This window comes from Glutamicibacter sp. NPDC088483, from assembly GCF_044753145.1.
GTDB lineage: Bacteria > Actinomycetota > Actinomycetes > Actinomycetales > Micrococcaceae > Glutamicibacter.
Genome location: NZ_JBIVMP010000001.1, coordinates 339207 through 354811, shown reverse-complemented (window position 1 = coordinate 354811; position 15605 = coordinate 339207). Strand labels below are relative to the sequence as shown.

Sequence of the window (15605 nt, the reverse complement as noted above, 5' to 3'; positions counted from 1 at the left end):
GATTCTATTTGCCCTAATGAACAACGTCTACGACATTCAGCTGGCAGAATAGTTAACTCACAGCCGGTGCTCAGACACCACAATTCGATGCCACAGACCAGAGTTGGATAATAGAACTCAAGAGATTCGACAGTTCGAAAGAGGCAAGCCATGAGCCAGACACCGAATGAGCCACGTGGGAACGATGCGGGCGATTCAGCAGAGCCAGATTCAGCAGAGCCAATTAACGACACCAATAACGACCCAATTGCTTCGGCCGAACCTACGGTGCGCTACCCGCGAGTGAATCAGGCTCCAAGCGCCAGCGAGAATCCAACCAGCGTTTACCCCGCGCCGTCCGTTGACAGAACGCAGAACGCGGCCCACTCCCACGGACAGAATTCCGACGCCCAGCAAGTCCAGAGCGGCTCTCCCTACGGTTCCCCTTACGGCCTTCCGTCCAACGAGCCTGCGAATTACCCGATCCCGCCCGAGAAGCCTTCCAAGGACAAGAAGTCCTTCTCTGGCAGCACGCTCATCGCCGGAATGGTTGCCGCGGCCTTGGTAGGTGGCGTCACTGCCGCTGGCACGACCTACCTGATGAATGACGACGCGGGGTCTTCCTCGGTGAGCAGTTCGCCGCGTGAGGGCGTGGTGATCAACAACCCGGACAAGGTCACCGAAGTCACCGCGGCTGCCGCCAAGGCAAGCCCCAGCGTGGTGACCATCGAGGTTTCCGGCAACGGTTCGGGCGGTTCCGGATCGGGCATCGTCATGGACGACAAGGGCAATATTCTGACCAACACCCACGTGGTTACCCTGGGTGGCGAAGTTGCCAATCCCAAAATTTCGGTCCAGATGAACGACGGTTCAGTGCATAGTGCCACCGTGGTAGGCACAGATCCTCTATCGGACCTGGCAGTCATCAATATCCAGGCCGACGGCCTGGTGCCTGCCACCGTGGGTTCCTCGGCCGAGCTGAATGTCGGGGATACCGCTGTCGCTATCGGCGCGCCGCTGGGTCTAAGCGGCACCGTCACCGACGGCATCATTTCCACCTTGAACCGCACCATCTCCATCGCTTCTTCGGCCGTTCCGAAGGAAAGTGACCAGAGCGAGGGCGGGGATGGCAACCAATTCAACTTCCAGTTCCCGGGACAGGAACAAGAGCAGCAGCGTTCAAGCGGTTCGATCTACGTAAACGTCATCCAGACTGACGCGGCGATCAACCACGGCAACTCCGGCGGCGCATTGGTCAACGCCAATGGTGAAATCATCGGTGTCAACGTTGCTATTGCCTCGGCAGGTAACAGTGAAGAAGGCGGATCGATTGGCGTGGGCTTCGCTATCCCTATCGACTACGCAAAGCGTGTTGCCCAGGAACTGATCGATAACGGCGTGGCTACCCACGGCCTGCTCGGAGCCACGGTGACCCCGCAGGGCGCAGCTGGATCCAACCAGCAGAACGCTTCGGCGTTCTCGGTGGGTGCCCGCGTTGTTGAAATTAGCCCTGACTCGGCAGCTGATAAGGCCGGCCTGAAGTCCGGTGACGTGATCACCGGCGTCAACGGCCGTGCAGTCCAGGACTCGCAGACCGTGACCGCGGCCATCCGAGAGATTCCCGCCGGGGGAGAAGTGGAAATCAGCTACCTTCGCAATGGCAAGGAACAGACCGCAACAGCAACTGTCGGAGCGCTGTCAAATAACTAAACAAATCGTCATGATGACGCTGTGAAACAAGTGTCGCGGGCTGGTGATCGACTAGCCCGCGTCACTTGTTGATCTGAGAGCGATAAACACCCAGTGAACTGCATTGTGTCGATACGATAGACACTGAAGGAATTAGCCTGCCCCGGTGCCCCGCACCGGTGCGGGCATCGAAGCTCGTAGGAAGGCGCGAATGAGCGAGGAAAGCACCACTCCACTGAAAATAGTGGTCCTGGTCAAACACGTCCCAGATGTTCAATTTGACCGTCATATCGATTCGGGAACGCTGCGCCTTGACCGTGCAGAATCAGTACTCTCCGAACTTGACGAATACGCCGTGGAAGCTGCTGTTTCCATCGTGGAAGCCAACGGCGGATTCACCGCCGGGCATGAAGTCATCGCCGCGACCATGGGCGGCAAGGGATCGGGCAACTCCGTCAAGAAGGCCCTGCAGATGGGTGCCAGCTCAGGGCTGCATCTGAACGATGACGCCTTGGCCGGTTCCGACACCGTCGCCACGTCGAAAGCGCTTGCGGCGCTGGTTGAGCATGCCGGCAACGTGGACCTGGTTATTACCGGGATGTCCTCGACCGACGCTGAAACCTCGGTCGTTCCAGCCCAGCTCGCAGAACGGCTGGGCTTTGCGCAGCTGACTCACGCGCTGGCCGTTGAGTTCGATGCCGCACAGCGTGAACTGGCCATTAAGCGTGATCACCTGGACCGCACTTTGACCCTGAAGGCGAACCTGCCGGCAGTGCTCTCGGTCACCGACCAGGCCAACGAGCCGCGCTACCCGAATTTCAAGGCCATCATGGCTGCCAAGAAGAAGACTGTCACCGAGCTGGACCTGGCCGCTATCGGCCTGGATGCAGCCGCGGTCGGCGTCCTCGGCTCGAACACCGAAGTTATCGCAGCTGAAGCCCGCCCTGCGCGCGAAGCCGGAACGGTCATCAACGACAGCGGCCAGGCAGGTATCGCCTTGGTTGATTTCTTGGCCGAACAGAAGCTGATCTAAGGAATATTGAACATGCCTTCAGCACTAGTATTTTTCACTGAGCTTTCCGCGGCTCCCTCCAAAGCCCAGCGCGAACTGCTGACCCTGGTCTCTGGTTTCGAGAACCCGGCCGTGGCCGTTGCCAACCAAGTCAGCGACGAAGCCCAGCAGGTTCTCGCTTCCTATGGCGTGGTGAAGCTATTCACCGCCTCCGGCGATGCCCCAGTTTTCGGCCAGCACGAAATTTCTGTGCTTGACGCAGCCGTGCAGGCTACTGCCGCCGAATTGGTCTTGCTTGCTAATGACAATTTCAGCCGTGAGCTCGGTGCCCGTTTGGCTGTGCGCCGCAACGGTGCGATTATCACCGACGTCATTGGCATCAGCGGGGATCTTGTAGCTACCAAGGATGAACTGGCAGGAAGCTACAGCGTTCAGGCCAGGGCAACCAACGGCACCCTGTTTGCCACCTTGAAGCCGAACAGCATCGAAGACGCGCCAGCGGCCTCCAGCACCGCCTTGGCAGTTGAGGAATTGGCTTTGGAGAACTCCAACGATGCCAAGGTCCGGATTGCTGCGACGGAGGCGAAAGTCGCAAGTGATCGACCTGCCCTGACCGAAGCGCGCGTCGTGGTTGCTGGTGGTCGTGGTGTCAACGGAGACTTCGGCCCGGTTGAAGACCTTGCCGATGCCCTGGGAGCTGCCGTGGGCGCTTCTCGTGCAGCTACCGATGCCGGCTGGATCTCGCACGATGCGCAGATCGGCCAGACCGGTGCCACCGTCGCACCGCAGCTGTACATCTCTGCCGGCATCTCGGGAGCGATACAGCAGAAGGCCGGAATGCAGACCAGCAAGTTCATCATCGCGATCAACAAGGATGTCGACGCCCCGGTGTTCGAGATCGCAGACCTGGGTATCGTTGGTGACCTGGCCAAGGTCCTGCCGCAGGCCGCCAAAGAGATTCGACGTCGCAAGGCATGATCGATACAGCGCAATTCATTGGTGCAGGCGCCCAACGGGTCCTGGCCTTCGGCGCCCATCCCGATGATCTGGACTTTGGGGCAGCCGGGACGGTAGCGGCCCTGACCGCGGCGGGGGCAGAGGTTCAGTATTGCATCATGACTGACGGCGACGCCGGCGGTTTTGATGACCGGGATCCTGAGGAAACGGCTAAGCTGCGCCACGAAGAGCAGAAACAGGCCGCCGCCAAGGTGGGTGTGAAAACGGTCCACTTCCTTGGCGAACGCGATGGCTTCCTGGAAGCCAACCACGATGTCATGCGCAAGGTGGTCCGGCTGATGCGCCAGGTGAAGCCAACCATCGTGATTGCAATGCACCCGGAGCGCAAGTGGGATCGGATACAGGCCTCGCACCCAGACCATCTGGCCTGCGGTGAAGCGGTCACCCGTGCGATCTACCCGGCGGTGGAGAATCCGTTCTCCTACCCGGAGCTGCTGCATGGCGAAGGACTGGAAGCCTACAAGGTGCCTTGGCTCTGGTTGTGCGGGGCTCCGCAGGAACGCGAGAACGCCTATGTGGACATCACCGAATTCTTCGAGAAGAAGATGGACGCCTTGCGTTCGCACTTCACCCAGCACCCGGATGTTGCCGCCATGGAAAACTACGTTTTGCAGCAGTGCGAGGAAAACGCCGAGCGTGGCCAGCTGGGAAAGGGCAAGCTTGCCGAAGCATTCCACGCAGTTGCCGTGAACGCCCGCGACACGATAGCCGGGTTCTGAGTATCCAGGCAAAGCAGACCGGAAAAAGTTCGGGGCGAAGATCAAGAATTGATCTTCGCCCCGAACTTTTTGGCTGGCCAGAGGTGAGCTGCTAGCTCTCGTCTTCCGTTGCCTTGTCTTGAGCCAGTGGCAGGTCGACCGATGCTTCAGCATCTTCAGATGGAGCGTCAGGGATCTTGGATCCCTCAATGGTGATGTGGAGGGCAATCACATCTTCAGCTGGAGACAGCCCAGCCGCGGCATCTTCACCGGTGCTGGAAACGATCACGGAGACGCTGCCGGACTCATGCACGGCCCATGCAACGTACTGTTCCGAACCGTCCAGGGCAGGCAGCTCGGAGAGCTCGACACCCACAGCGCTTTCGGACTTCGACGAGCTGAGCACCGCTTGGCCGCCGCTCTTCAATTCGACGGTCTCGGTGACTGCATCATCGGCCTTGGATGCTTTGGACGCCTTGGTGCCTCCATTGAGCAGGGAGAAAATGACCACCGCTAGGACAACGATGATGGCAAGTCCCGTGACAGCGAAGATCCAGCGCTTAGGCTTTTTCTTGGCTGCACGTGAACTGCTGGCCACTTGGCTCACCAGATCTAGACCCAGGTTCTCGTCCTGGGGCTCGTCGCGGTGCTGAGAATAGCTACCGTTCATTGTCTTGGATTCTCCCGAAATGTAGTCGGCACAGTTCAATACCCGAAAACTGCGGGTACAGACTCGAGCCTACTTTATAAAGATTAGGTAAAGCTGTATGCGTGGCGCGGGCTGGCTGGTACTTTATGCGCCAGCGAAGCCGTGCTGGCGCCAAGCTTCGAATGCTACCACCGAAGCGGTATTGGCCAGATTCATCGATCGGCGGCCTGGAAGCATCGGCAAGCGGACCAGGTCGTTGATGCGCGGATGCTTCTTGTCTTCTGCGCTCAAGCCAACCGATTCACGGCCGAAGAGCAGGATGTCGCTGGCCTCGTAGCTGATATCCGAATAGACAGTAGTTCCTTCGGATGTGAAGGCAAAGACCCGGCCTTCTCCCAGTGCTTCAAAGGCTGCGTCAAGATTTTCATGCACCGTGACGTAAGCCAGATCGTGGTAGTCCAATCCTGCGCGACGCAGGTTGGCATCCTCGAAGTTGAAGCCTAATGGCTTGACCAAATGCAGTTCTGCGCCGGTGATGGCGGCTAGTCGGATAGCGTTGCCGGAATTACCCGGGATCTCTGGGGCATTGAAAACGATACGAAACACTCAACCAGTTTAAGCTCTCACCAACAAGAAATAGGCCATTGACCTTAGTACATCGCTTCACGTAACTGCGCCAGGGCTAGGCGATCGACGACATTCGGCGATGGGCCAGAGCCCAAGAAGAGTTTCAACTCGCGAATCAATCCCGCTGCATTGAGCACATTCGGAGTCGATGCAAGTGTTGGATCGGCATTGCGCCGGTACTCAATGACCGGTTCGTGGTGATTGCCGTTGGCAGAAAGCACCAAGGTGAACGCAACTACGTTCATCTGCATGAATTGCCGTTGCAAACCGGAGATGGAGAACTGCGGAGGCTGCGTCAGTTTATTGCCGTGGCGCAAGACATTGCCATCGAATGAATAGTAGCCATCGGGCAGAGTCATCGTATTGATCACCGCCATGCGGTAACCGGCAATCAGCACATGATCGTAGTGCCCCGACGCGGGCGAACGCAGGCCGTTGACCAAACGGGCAGCTGGCAAGATATTCAGGACGTTCTTGGAAAGCAGGTTGATGGTCTGCGCCTCGCGGATCAGCCGTGCACGGTTGGAGAACAGACCGCGTTTTCGGGGTTCTCCATGAACGCGCTGCTCACAGACTTTTCTGTCCAGCAATGTAGGAGACGTATCCGAGAACGGTGGAACATATTCGGTGGGCAACTGCGCCTTGGGCTGCTGAGGGCTCTTGCGCAGGCGCTCGTCAAAAGGACGGGCGCTGAACCCGGCGCGTGGAGCGTTGCCCGGAGACTGGAAGGTCTGCTCATAACCCAGCGGAGACGCCATCTCGCTGAGCTGCTGGAAAGCGCGCTGTACTTCTTTGAACTTTTCTTCGCTGCCACCGAGATCGGGATGGGTCGCGCGAGCGGCCCTTCGGTAAGCGACCTTGATATCTTCCATGCTCGCAGTAGGCGCGACACCAAGAATTTCGTATGGGCTTGGTGTACTCATTGAACGGAGGAATCCTCTCGGTGAAAAAGACCGGATGGCCAGTGTTCCCCAGTTTAGCGAATCCAACCCAGCAAATTCTTTGTAGAAGCGTCAAGTTGCTGGGTAATCTCTATGGTCATGAGCTCGTTTGGTCGCACCGCAGAAATCCGCGTCATCTTCCACCCCGCCTCAGGCCGAGGCCGGGGGATGCGCCTTGCCCAGCAGCTTGCCTACGCGCTTGGCAAGCTCGGGCTGGAACATGGGCTAGTTGATACTTCAAGGACGAGCGTGGAACTGGTGGGGGACCAGCTCAGAGCTTCGCGGGCGATCGTCATCATTGGCGGTGATGGGCTGATCCACCACTGCATCCAGCACGTTGCGGGAACTTCGATTCCCATCGGTGTCATCCCCGCAGGCAGCGGCAATGACTTCTGGCGCATGACAGGGGACGCGAATGCAGAAGAATCCTTGGCCAAGGTGATTGCGTTTTGCAAGCAGCCGGGAGCAACTATGCCCATTGACGTGCTGGAGCTGCGGTTTGACCAGGCCGGCAGAACACCGCGCTATGCACTGGGTGCCGTGTCCTGGGGATTTGAAGCCACCGTCAACGCGAAAGCCAACGCGTTGCCGCGGCAGCTGGGAGCACTGCGGTATATCGCCGGTTTGATCCTGTGCCTTCCCCAGCTGCGCGGATGCCCCAGTGAGGTGAGGGCCGACGGGCTGCGATTCAGCGGAAGCGTCCTGGCCGCCAGCGTCGCGAATATCAAGTCCCTTGGTGGCGGCATCAAGCTCTTCCCGCATGCTGATTTCACCGACGGTACCGCGGAATTGGCTATCGTACGCGGACCAAATATTCTGCGTGTCCTTCCGTATCTGGCAAGGATCCTCACCGGAGCGCCGCATCCATGGAAGGTCAGCGCAAACCTCACGCGGGCCCGCATCGAGACATCCCGGGACAGCTATGCTGACGGGGAATGCATGGGGGCCGGGTCCTTTGAGCTAGCTGTTATTCCCGCGGGGATCCAGCTGATTTCCTAAGTCGATAGTCGCAGAAGAGCATGCTGTCCTCTTCAAACAAGGAATGCAGCTCGAAGGCGTGGAACCCCTGCCGATCGTGAACCGCTATTCTCATGCCATCACCTGCCACAAGGACAGGGGAGTAGCTGATGCAAACCGAATCCACTGCGCCAGCCGAGGCGAACTGCCCAAAAACGTGAGGACCGCCTTCAGCGTGGATGAAGCCGTATCCCTTGGAATGCAGATATGCGATGATTTCGGTCGGATCACACCCGCCCTCGGTTTCGGAAACCTGCACGAGAGTGGCATTGGGTCCAAAGGACCGACGCTGTTCGTCGGTGACCTGAACGCTGGTGAAAAGCAGAACCGGAACCGGGGATTGGGCAAACACCGGGGCCGTTGGCTCCAGATGCAATCCTCGTGAAATGAGCGCCAGCACGGGCTGTGGCGGCAGGCCATGTTCGATACGCCACGCCATGTCCTCCGCGGACAGGAGCTGGCCTTCGTAGCCCTCGGCACGAACCGTTCCAGCACCCACCATGATCACGTCGGCAAGCCGGCGCAAGAGTGCGAAAACCCTCTGATCGCCTGGAGAGCCCAATGCTTTGGAGAGCCCATCAACCTGGGCACTTCCGTCAATGCTGCTGACGAAGTTGAAACGCACGAATGGGCGATGCTCGCTGGAATAGCGCTCAAGCAGGAACTGGTCATCAACCTGATCTGCTGGTTGGGGAAGCAGGGCACGCATCTGGGAAACTCCTTACTTGCTGACTTCGGGTTCTGGGTGAGCAGGAGGATTGATATCCCCCATGTTGTGTATCTGGTAGGCAGGCTCCCGCCACCCTTGTGCTGCTTCGAGCAGGCGTACTGTCTGCACCGATTCAGGAATATTGTGCATCCGCAATATGCGGGCACCGTTCATGGCACAGATCGTTGCTGCCACCATAGAACCAACCATGCGCTCAGCCTTCGGCAAGTTCAAGGTTTCACCGATGAAGTCCTTGTTCGAGACCGCTGCCAAGGCCGGATAGCCCAAATCAGCAAAGGCCTGGAACCCAGCGGTCAAATCCAGAGTGTGGCGGGTGTTCTTGTTCAGATCGTGCCCCGGATCAACAATGATCTTTGCCGGAGAAACACCAGCGTCCAACGCAATCTGGATTTTCTCCAGCAGATATTCGCGGATCTCGGCCACCACATCGTCGTAGCTAGGGCGCGGGTAAACGGTGCGGGGCTTGGCTAGCGAATGGGTGATCACCACATGCACGTTGTTCTTGGCTACCACCCGGGCCAAACCGGGATAGGAAAAGCCTGTGGTGTCATTGATGACATCAGCGCCGGCTTCAATGGCAGCCTGCGCCACCTGTGGATGGAAAGTGTCTGCAGAAATAATCACCGAACTGCGGCTACGCACTTGACGGATAACCGGCACAATTCGCTCTGCTTCCTCCTGCCACGGGAGCTCCGGGCCCGGAGAGAAGGGGACTCCGCCGATATCCACCCAATCAGCACCTGCCTCGACCGCACGCATGGCAGCGGCCACAGCATCATCCAAGCCAAAGGTCGACCCGGCATCGTAGAAAGAATCCGGGGTGCGGTTGATCACGGCCATCACCGCGATCCGCTGTGAGAAATCCAGGGAGCGCTGGGAGAAATCATGGACTGGAACCAAGAAATCAGGCTTGAACATGCAGGAAGGCTCCCTTAGCTGGAATCGACACGTCATCAGTTGTTCCTCTATTCATACCACCGACCACGGTTCGGAGGAGGAATCCGCCCGTTGCTCTCGCTAGGCTTGGACCATGCAGTTTTCACACCTCTCCGCAGCCCACGGGCAATGGATCGCCGCAGCTTGTGCATCAGCCGACCCCAGCACGGTAGTAGCCCAGATCCCGCATGGCTACGAACGCTACGTCCGCATCCTTCACCCAGCACTGGATGAAGATGACCAGTTGGTGCGCTGGGAGACGGTGGCACAGAGCCGCAAGCACATCATCACCGCCGCGGATCTTTTTGAAACCGTGGCCGGACTGGACGCGCAAGGCAATCCTGCGACCGAAGACGCCTGGGTAGATACCGACCTGCCGCTGGACCAGCTCCCGGAATCGCAATGGCAAGCACTAGCCGCCGAAATGGTCCGGGTTTCTGCCAAAGACCAGAAGTTCGTGGTGGGCTTGTGGGCCGGTTATGCATTTATCGAGGGCGGAGAACGCATACAGATTGAGCGCGAGCCGGATCCTGCATTGAGCGATGACGAGAACCAGCGGGTGTACGAGTTGGCGCTCGCCGAGGCGCAGAAACCTGCCTTTGGCCCCGAGATCATCCAGGCAGAACCGTTCGACCTGGGTGGCGGATACCGGAACTACCACCTGTTCGAAGCGGACGCGGAGTTCCTGGCGCAGCCCGAATGGGCGAGAACTGCCGACGGCGCCCAACGCCAGCGCCCGGCGCTGGCGTTTGCGGCGGACCATTCCTGGATGCTGTCGACTGAACCGTTTGATGATTGCACCATCCTGGGTGGTCCTGCTTCATTGATTGAGGCGGTCTTGAACAATCCGGCGCTGGAGGCCATTGAGGTTGGCCAATTCACACGGATCGGCCATTCAAACTAGGGCGCCCCACCCCGTACCATTGAAGTGTTATGAAAACTTCCGCCGTATACCTGGATCACGCGGCAACCACCGATCTGAATCCAGCAGCTCTGGCTGCCATCACCGAACAGTATTCCCGCACCGGAAACCCGTCTTCTTTGCATGGGGCCGGACGTCGCGCCAACCGTGCGGTGGATGATGCCCGCCAAGCTATCGCCATGGCCGCCGGGGCGCACTCCAGCGAATTGATCTTCACATCTGGTGGGACTGAATCGGATAACTTGGCGCTGAAGGGACTGTTCTGGAACCGCGTGGCGGCCAATGAACAGGCGCGGGCCATCGTGCTCACCGGCATTGAGCACCACGCGGTCCTGGATACGGCTACCTGGCTGCAGGACCATGAGAATGCCACCTTGCTGTGGCTCGCCGTGGATGAAGACGGTGTCGTTGATCTGCAGGCGGCCGAAAAGCTATTTGAAGAGCAGCACGAGCAGATCGCTTTGGCCACCTTGATGTGGGCCAACAATGAAGTCGGCACCGTTCAGCCGATCCGTGAATTTGCTGCCCTAGCTGGCAAGTACGGGGTCCCGGTGCATTCGGATGCGGTGCAGGCCTTTGGTGCGCTCGCGGTCGACTTCGGCTCCTCGAATCTGGCCACCATGGCGATTAGCGCGCATAAGATCGGTGGCCCGGTAGGCATCGGCGGGCTACTGGTTCGCCGCGATATTGTGCTCACCCCGGTCCAGCACGGCGGTGGACACGAACGCAAGCTGCGATCGGGAACTTTGAATGCTGCCCACGCGGCCGGCTTTGCCGCCGCGGCTACCGCGGTGCGTTCTGGATTGCGGCAGGAAGCTGCGCGGCTGAGCGAACTGCGTGAATATGCGATTGAGAAGATCACCGGCTTGATTCCGGAAGCGGTGCTGAACGGACCACGGGATCAGGGCAATGAGGGCCAGCGCCTCCCGGGCAATCTGCACTTCACCTTCCCGGAATGCGAGGGGGACTCCTTGCTATTCGGCTTGGACATGGTTGGCATCGCATCATCCACCGGTTCGGCGTGCACCGCTGGTGTTCCGCAGCCTTCGCATGTTTTGCTGGCTATGGGACGCGATGCGCGCACCTCGCGCAGTGTGCAACGCTTCACATTGGGGCATACATCCACACGCGCCGACGTTGACGCATTATTAGAGGCTTTGCCCCAAGCGTATGCTCAGGCAAAGAAGGCTGGCATGGCAGCCGATGAAAGCAGCATCCACACGGCAGGAACAGGTTTTACACGATGAAAGTACTAGCAGCGATGTCCGGAGGCGTGGACTCGGCGGTAGCCGCGGCCCGCGCAGTTGAAGCCGGCCATGATGTGGTCGGCGTGCACCTGGCCCTGTCTCGCATGCCGGGGACCCTTCGCACCGGTTCGCGCGGTTGCTGCACCTTGGAAGACTCCAATGATGCATGGCGTGCCTGCGACAAGCTGGGCATCCCATACTACGTCTGGGACTTCTCGGACCGCTTCGCAGAAGACGTGGTGCAGGACTTCGTGGATGAATACGAAGCTGGCCGCACCCCGAATCCCTGCATGCGATGCAATGAGAAGATCAAGTTCGCTGCCTTGCTGGAAAAGGCATTGGCCCTGGGCTTCGACGCGGTATGCACCGGGCACTACGCCAAGGTGCTGCGCGATTCCGAGGGCAACCCGGAGCTGCACCGAGCCGCAGACTGGGCCAAGGACCAGTCCTACGTTTTGGGCGTGCTGACCCACGAACAGCTGGAACACTGCATGTTCCCGCTAGCCGAGACTCCCTCCAAGGCGGAAGTTCGCGCCGAAGCCGCAGCGCGCGGACTGACCGTGGCGAACAAGCCAGATAGCTATGACATCTGCTTCATTCCCGATGGCGATACCCGCGGTTGGCTGGCTGAACGCATCGAGATGAAACCAGGCGAGATCGTTGACCACGAGGGCAACCAGCTCGGTGAGCACGAAGGCGCCCAAGCCTTCACGGTTGGCCAGCGCAAGGGTCTTCGACTGGGTCGCCCGGCCGCCGACGGCAAGCCGCGCTTCGTCTTGGAAATCCGTCCGAAGGACAACAAGGTCATCGTCGGTCCAGAGGCCCTGCTGGCTGTGGACCAGCTGCGCGGCATCCGCATTTCCTGGGCTGGCCTGCCGATCGCTGAAGTTTTCAGCGGAGACAAGTTCGACTGCATGGTGCAGGTGCGCGCGCACGGCGATCCGGTCCCCGCGGTAGCTCACATGGAGCGCTCGGAAGAAGGCCGCGACGAGTTGGTTGTCAACCTTCCCGAAGGCATGCGTGGAGTCGCGCCGGGGCAGACCATGGTCGTCTACCAGGACAGCCGCGTGCTGGGCCAAGCGACCATCGATTCTGCTCGTTCCAGCGAATGGGACTCCAGCATGGTCAATTAATTAGCCATCCAAAAACCCTTGGTCCAGTTCAAGATAATGAACTGGACCAAGGGTTTCTTCGCGTCGTGATCCAAGTTAGACGAACGGCTGGTTGCAACGGACCTCGGCCGCCATCCGTTTCGGCCATGGGCGTCCGGCACGTATTCGCCCGGCATTGCCGGCGATTACCGGTGGTGTGTGGGATTCGGCCTGTCTTCAAGGGCCGCTTGGGGCTTGCTGGCTCACTGCATTGGTTCGACCCTCTTGGTCTCGCTATTGAAGTGGGCTGCCGACCCTGTTGCGCCACCGGATGTCCTGGCTTCCAATGCGCTCGCTGCGGTCTTCTCGAGAATGCTCACCAGCGATAGCTGGGCGGATAGGGGTGCATCGGCCAGAACAACGGATCATTCCAGTCGGCAGAACCAATTCGTACCAATCCGGAGGGCCTCAACGAGCTAGATGCCCGAGGGGCTCGGGTGGCAGTACTCAAGGCCTTCGCAAGCTCCGGCCGACGGCCGGTGCGTGGACCCTGCACTCGACGATGCTGGACTCTGTCTGGTTGCCCGCTGCTTGCATTCCCGCGGTGGAAATGACGCACAGGGGGATGAACCGAGTGAAGAGCACGAGCTTGCGCGACAGCGAAGGGTGCCGGACCAATATCGGTCCGGCACCCTTCGCCATTGTGTTGTCGTCAGCTTCTAGCCTTCGTCGACGATGCCGAACATATGAGCTGAAATATCTTGGTACTCCACGCGGGTCTTGCCCTTTTCCAGCTTCGGAAGCTGTGCAGGGGAGTGGGTGTGGCAGTGCACGAAATCGAAGGCAGGCCACCACTTCTTGGGACGTTCGTACTCGCTGAAGCCGCAGACTTCGCAGACCAGATGAATCCACACAGGGCGTTTGCCGGTACGGTTGGCGCGCGACTGCTCCAACCAAGCTGGTGGATTGGTGTTCAGCTCACGGAATTCAGCCTCGCTCATTTTGGAAGGAATGCCGTGGCGCTTGGCCATTTCTACTGGGATATCCAACGCGATTGCCGCGTCTCTACGAGTCATCATTGACATCTAGCTTATGCCATCTAGCCAAAAGGCCGGAAGGAATCCCCGCGCATCTCACCGTTGAGCAAGGAGCGGTATGGGCTGAAGCACAAAAAGCGGGCGTCGAGACCGCGCTTTTGCCAATTTCCGCCGGCCCCATTCGTATTTTGTGCCTTGCATCACTTAGGATATGTGAAGCATGTGCTAATCATCACAGCCCATGCATGTACCTAGACGAAGGATGACTCATGGCTCGCAAGAAGAACGGGCTGCGACTCGCAGCAGCCGTTGTGGGTATCTCTGCCCTGGCACTGACCGGCTGCACCCAAGCCGCAGACAGCGGCAATGAAGAGGGCGGCAATGGCGAAGCCAGCGCCCCAATCACCCTGGGCACCACCGACAAAGTGACCTCCCTGGACCCTGCCGGATCTTACGACAACGGTTCGTTCATGGTCATGAACCAGATTTACCCGTTCCTGCTCAATTCCGAGCCGGGCAGCCCGGACCCATCGATGAGCCTTGCCGAGTCCGCGGAGTTCACTACCCCGACTGAATACACGGTCAAGCTGAAGCCGGGCTTGAAGTGGGCCAACGGCCACGATCTTGACTCCAAGGACGTCAAGTTCACCTTCGACCGCCAGCTGAAGATCGCGGACCCTAACGGCCCATCCTCGTTGCTGGGCAACGTTGAATCCATCGAGGCTCCTGACGCCACCACGGTGGTCTTCAAGCTGAAGGTCGGCAATGACCAGACCTTCCCGCAGGTGCTGACCTCCCCGGTCGGCCCGATCGTCGATGATGAAGTGTTCTCTGCAGACGCAGTCATGGACGACCAGAAGATCGTTGAGGCCAAGGCCTTCGGCGGCCAGTACGTCATTGATTCGTACAACAAGAACAACCTGATCTCCTTCAGTGCCAACGAGTCCTACCAGGGCGTTCTGGGCCCTGCAGCCAACGACAAGGCAGCGATCAAGTACTACGCGGACGCCAATAACCTGAAGCTCGAAGTCCAAGAAGGCAAGATTGACGTCGCATGGCGTTCGCTGACCCCAACCGACATCGAAGACCTGGGCAAGGATGAGAATCTTGCGGTTCACAAGGGACCGGGTGGCGAGCTGCGCTACATCGTCTTCAACTTCGATTCCATGCCATACGGTGCCAAGACCGATGATGCTGATGAAGCGAAGTCACTGGCCGTACGCCAGGCAGCGGCGCACCTTGTGGACCGCGAGGCAATCGCGAAGAACGTCTACAAGGACACCTACACCCCGGCTTACTCGTACGTGCCGCAAGGCTTCACCGGCGCCACCGAGCCGCTGAAGGACATGTACGGCACCGACGGCAAGCCGGATGCTGCCAAGGCCAAGAAGGTTCTGGAAGATGCCGGAGCGAAGACCCCGGTCAAGCTCGCGCTGCAGTACAACCCGGATCACTACGGCCCGAACTCCGGTGACGAATACGCACTGGTTGAAAAGCAGCTTGAAGCCGATGGCCTGTTCGAAGTGGATTTGAAGTCCACCGAATGGGTGACCTACCAGAAGCAGCGCGTCACGGATTACCCGGCCTACCAGCTGGGCTGGTTCCCGGACTACTCGGATGCCGACAACTACCTCTCGCCGTTCTTTGCCAAGGAGAACTTCCTTTCGAACAACTACGACAACCCCGAGGTTGACAAGCTGATCTCCGATCAGCGAGGAATGGTCGACGCTGCGGAGCGCACCAAGGCCATCGAAGAACTGCAGACGATGGTGGCTGAGGACTTGTCCACGCTTCCACTGCTGCAGGGTGCCCAGGTGGCCATTGCAGGCAAGGACGTCAAGGACGTTGACAAGACCTTGGACGCATCGTTCAAGTTCCGTCTCGGTGTGCTGAGCAAGTAATTCGGCTCTCGCCTCGCAGACACCAAACCTGAGGGGATCTGCCACGCGCCAACCCTTGGCGCGCGCGGTGGATCCCCTTGGCATGCGCCGTCATTGACCGCTCAAGGCGGCG

The 15605-nt window shown here is 59.2% G+C and carries 15 protein-coding genes; 9 read left to right on the top strand and 6 right to left on the bottom strand.

What is annotated here, in order from left to right; genetic code table 11:
- Nucleotides 1-150: 150 nt before the first annotated feature.
- The 4 genes from ACIP6G_RS01675 to ACIP6G_RS01660 all read left to right on the top strand — a co-directional run bounded on the left by ACIP6G_RS01675 (nucleotide 151) and on the right by ACIP6G_RS01660 (nucleotide 4416).
- Nucleotides 151-1689 (top strand): S1C family serine protease, encoded by a 1539-nt coding sequence (locus tag ACIP6G_RS01675; protein WP_400288322.1) that lies wholly within the window; start codon nucleotides 151-153, stop codon nucleotides 1687-1689.
- A gap of 190 nt (nucleotides 1690-1879) precedes the next feature.
- Complete coding sequence (locus tag ACIP6G_RS01670) at nucleotides 1880-2701, top strand: electron transfer flavoprotein subunit beta/FixA family protein (protein ID WP_400288321.1); 822 nt, start codon at nucleotides 1880-1882, stop codon at nucleotides 2699-2701.
- A 12-nt stretch (nucleotides 2702-2713) separates the two neighbouring features.
- Entirely contained in the window at nucleotides 2714-3658 is a 945-nt protein-coding gene (locus ACIP6G_RS01665) for an electron transfer flavoprotein subunit alpha/FixB family protein (protein WP_400288319.1), read from the top strand.
- On the top strand, nucleotides 3655-4416 hold the full coding sequence (locus tag ACIP6G_RS01660; RefSeq protein WP_105661499.1) for a PIG-L deacetylase family protein: 762 nt from the start codon (nucleotides 3655-3657) through the stop codon (nucleotides 4414-4416). The genes ACIP6G_RS01665 and ACIP6G_RS01660 overlap by 4 nt, the downstream gene beginning before the upstream one ends.
- Nucleotides 4417-4507: 91 nt before the next feature.
- On the opposite strand, the gene ACIP6G_RS01655 is transcribed toward ACIP6G_RS01660, so the two are convergent.
- The 3 genes from ACIP6G_RS01655 to ACIP6G_RS01645 form a co-directional block, all read right to left on the bottom strand.
- Entirely contained in the window at nucleotides 4508-5065 is a 558-nt protein-coding gene (locus ACIP6G_RS01655) for a hypothetical protein (RefSeq protein ID WP_400288317.1), read from the bottom strand.
- A gap of 123 nt (nucleotides 5066-5188) precedes the next feature.
- Entirely contained in the window at nucleotides 5189-5650 is a 462-nt protein-coding gene (locus tag ACIP6G_RS01650; protein ID WP_105656838.1) for a tRNA (cytidine(34)-2'-O)-methyltransferase, read from the bottom strand.
- A 44-nt stretch (nucleotides 5651-5694) separates the two neighbouring features.
- Entirely contained in the window at nucleotides 5695-6594 is a 900-nt protein-coding gene (locus ACIP6G_RS01645; protein WP_105656837.1) for a J domain-containing protein, read from the bottom strand.
- Between the two features lie 117 nt (nucleotides 6595-6711).
- Here ACIP6G_RS01645 and ACIP6G_RS01640 point away from each other — a divergent pair, with 117 nt between their 5' ends.
- Complete coding sequence (locus ACIP6G_RS01640; protein ID WP_400288315.1) at nucleotides 6712-7611, top strand: diacylglycerol/lipid kinase family protein; 900 nt, start codon at nucleotides 6712-6714, stop codon at nucleotides 7609-7611.
- Here ACIP6G_RS01640 and ACIP6G_RS01635 read toward each other — a convergent pair.
- Entirely contained in the window at nucleotides 7580-8338 is a 759-nt protein-coding gene (locus ACIP6G_RS01635) for a pyrimidine reductase family protein (RefSeq protein ID WP_105661497.1), read from the bottom strand. The genes ACIP6G_RS01640 and ACIP6G_RS01635 overlap by 32 nt on opposite strands.
- A gap of 12 nt (nucleotides 8339-8350) precedes the next feature.
- Nucleotides 8351-9277: a dihydropteroate synthase gene (gene folP / locus ACIP6G_RS01630; RefSeq protein WP_400288313.1), complete on the bottom strand. Its 927-nt coding sequence runs from the start codon at nucleotides 9275-9277 to the stop codon at nucleotides 8351-8353.
- Between the two features lie 112 nt (nucleotides 9278-9389).
- Here folP and ACIP6G_RS01625 point away from each other — a divergent pair, with 112 nt between their 5' ends.
- The 3 genes from ACIP6G_RS01625 to mnmA are packed head-to-tail and all read left to right on the top strand — an operon-like array spanning nucleotide 9390 to nucleotide 12597.
- Nucleotides 9390-10199: a hypothetical protein gene (locus tag ACIP6G_RS01625; protein ID WP_400288311.1), complete on the top strand. Its 810-nt coding sequence runs from the start codon at nucleotides 9390-9392 to the stop codon at nucleotides 10197-10199.
- Between the two features lie 29 nt (nucleotides 10200-10228).
- Complete coding sequence (locus tag ACIP6G_RS01620) at nucleotides 10229-11464, top strand: cysteine desulfurase family protein (RefSeq protein WP_105656832.1); 1236 nt, start codon at nucleotides 10229-10231, stop codon at nucleotides 11462-11464.
- The gene (mnmA, locus tag ACIP6G_RS01615; RefSeq protein ID WP_332730890.1) at nucleotides 11461-12597 is read left to right on the top strand and encodes a tRNA 2-thiouridine(34) synthase MnmA; all 1137 of its coding nucleotides are present in this window, start codon (nucleotides 11461-11463) and stop codon (nucleotides 12595-12597) included. The genes ACIP6G_RS01620 and mnmA overlap by 4 nt, the downstream gene beginning before the upstream one ends.
- A 677-nt stretch (nucleotides 12598-13274) precedes the next feature.
- Here mnmA and ACIP6G_RS01610 read toward each other — a convergent pair.
- The gene (locus ACIP6G_RS01610; protein WP_105656830.1) at nucleotides 13275-13634 is read right to left on the bottom strand and encodes a hypothetical protein; all 360 of its coding nucleotides are present in this window, start codon (nucleotides 13632-13634) and stop codon (nucleotides 13275-13277) included.
- 227 nt (nucleotides 13635-13861) lie between these two features.
- On the opposite strand from ACIP6G_RS01610, the gene ACIP6G_RS01605 reads away from it, so the two are divergent.
- A complete protein-coding gene (locus ACIP6G_RS01605) occupies nucleotides 13862-15493 on the top strand; it encodes an ABC transporter substrate-binding protein (protein ID WP_400288308.1) in 1632 nt (543 codons plus the stop codon).
- Nucleotides 15494-15605: the final 112 nt, after the last annotated feature.

What these genes read in the sequence shown, in the direction of transcription:
- ACIP6G_RS01675 (WP_400288322.1), top strand. Translation starts at nt 151, where the DNA reads ATGAGCCAGACACCGAATGAGCCACGTGGGAACGATGCGGGCGATTCA.
- ACIP6G_RS01670 (WP_400288321.1), top strand. Translation starts at nt 1,880, where the DNA reads ATGAGCGAGGAAAGCACCACTCCACTGAAAATAGTGGTCCTGGTCAAA.
- ACIP6G_RS01665 (WP_400288319.1), top strand. Translation starts at nt 2,714, where the DNA reads ATGCCTTCAGCACTAGTATTTTTCACTGAGCTTTCCGCGGCTCCCTCC.
- ACIP6G_RS01660 (WP_105661499.1), top strand. Translation starts at nt 3,655, where the DNA reads ATGATCGATACAGCGCAATTCATTGGTGCAGGCGCCCAACGGGTCCTG.
- ACIP6G_RS01655 (WP_400288317.1), bottom strand. Translation starts at nt 5,065, where the DNA reads ATGAACGGTAGCTATTCTCAGCACCGCGACGAGCCCCAGGACGAGAAC.
- ACIP6G_RS01645 (WP_105656837.1), bottom strand. Translation starts at nt 6,594, where the DNA reads ATGAGTACACCAAGCCCATACGAAATTCTTGGTGTCGCGCCTACTGCG.
- ACIP6G_RS01640 (WP_400288315.1), top strand. Translation starts at nt 6,712, where the DNA reads ATGAGCTCGTTTGGTCGCACCGCAGAAATCCGCGTCATCTTCCACCCC.
- ACIP6G_RS01635 (WP_105661497.1), bottom strand. Translation starts at nt 8,338, where the DNA reads ATGCGTGCCCTGCTTCCCCAACCAGCAGATCAGGTTGATGACCAGTTC.
- folP (WP_400288313.1), bottom strand. Translation starts at nt 9,277, where the DNA reads ATGTTCAAGCCTGATTTCTTGGTTCCAGTCCATGATTTCTCCCAGCGC.
- ACIP6G_RS01625 (WP_400288311.1), top strand. Translation starts at nt 9,390, where the DNA reads ATGCAGTTTTCACACCTCTCCGCAGCCCACGGGCAATGGATCGCCGCA.
- ACIP6G_RS01620 (WP_105656832.1), top strand. Translation starts at nt 10,229, where the DNA reads ATGAAAACTTCCGCCGTATACCTGGATCACGCGGCAACCACCGATCTG.
- mnmA (WP_332730890.1), top strand. Translation starts at nt 11,461, where the DNA reads ATGAAAGTACTAGCAGCGATGTCCGGAGGCGTGGACTCGGCGGTAGCC.
- ACIP6G_RS01610 (WP_105656830.1), bottom strand. Translation starts at nt 13,634, where the DNA reads ATGATGACTCGTAGAGACGCGGCAATCGCGTTGGATATCCCAGTAGAA.
- ACIP6G_RS01605 (WP_400288308.1), top strand. Translation starts at nt 13,862, where the DNA reads ATGGCTCGCAAGAAGAACGGGCTGCGACTCGCAGCAGCCGTTGTGGGT.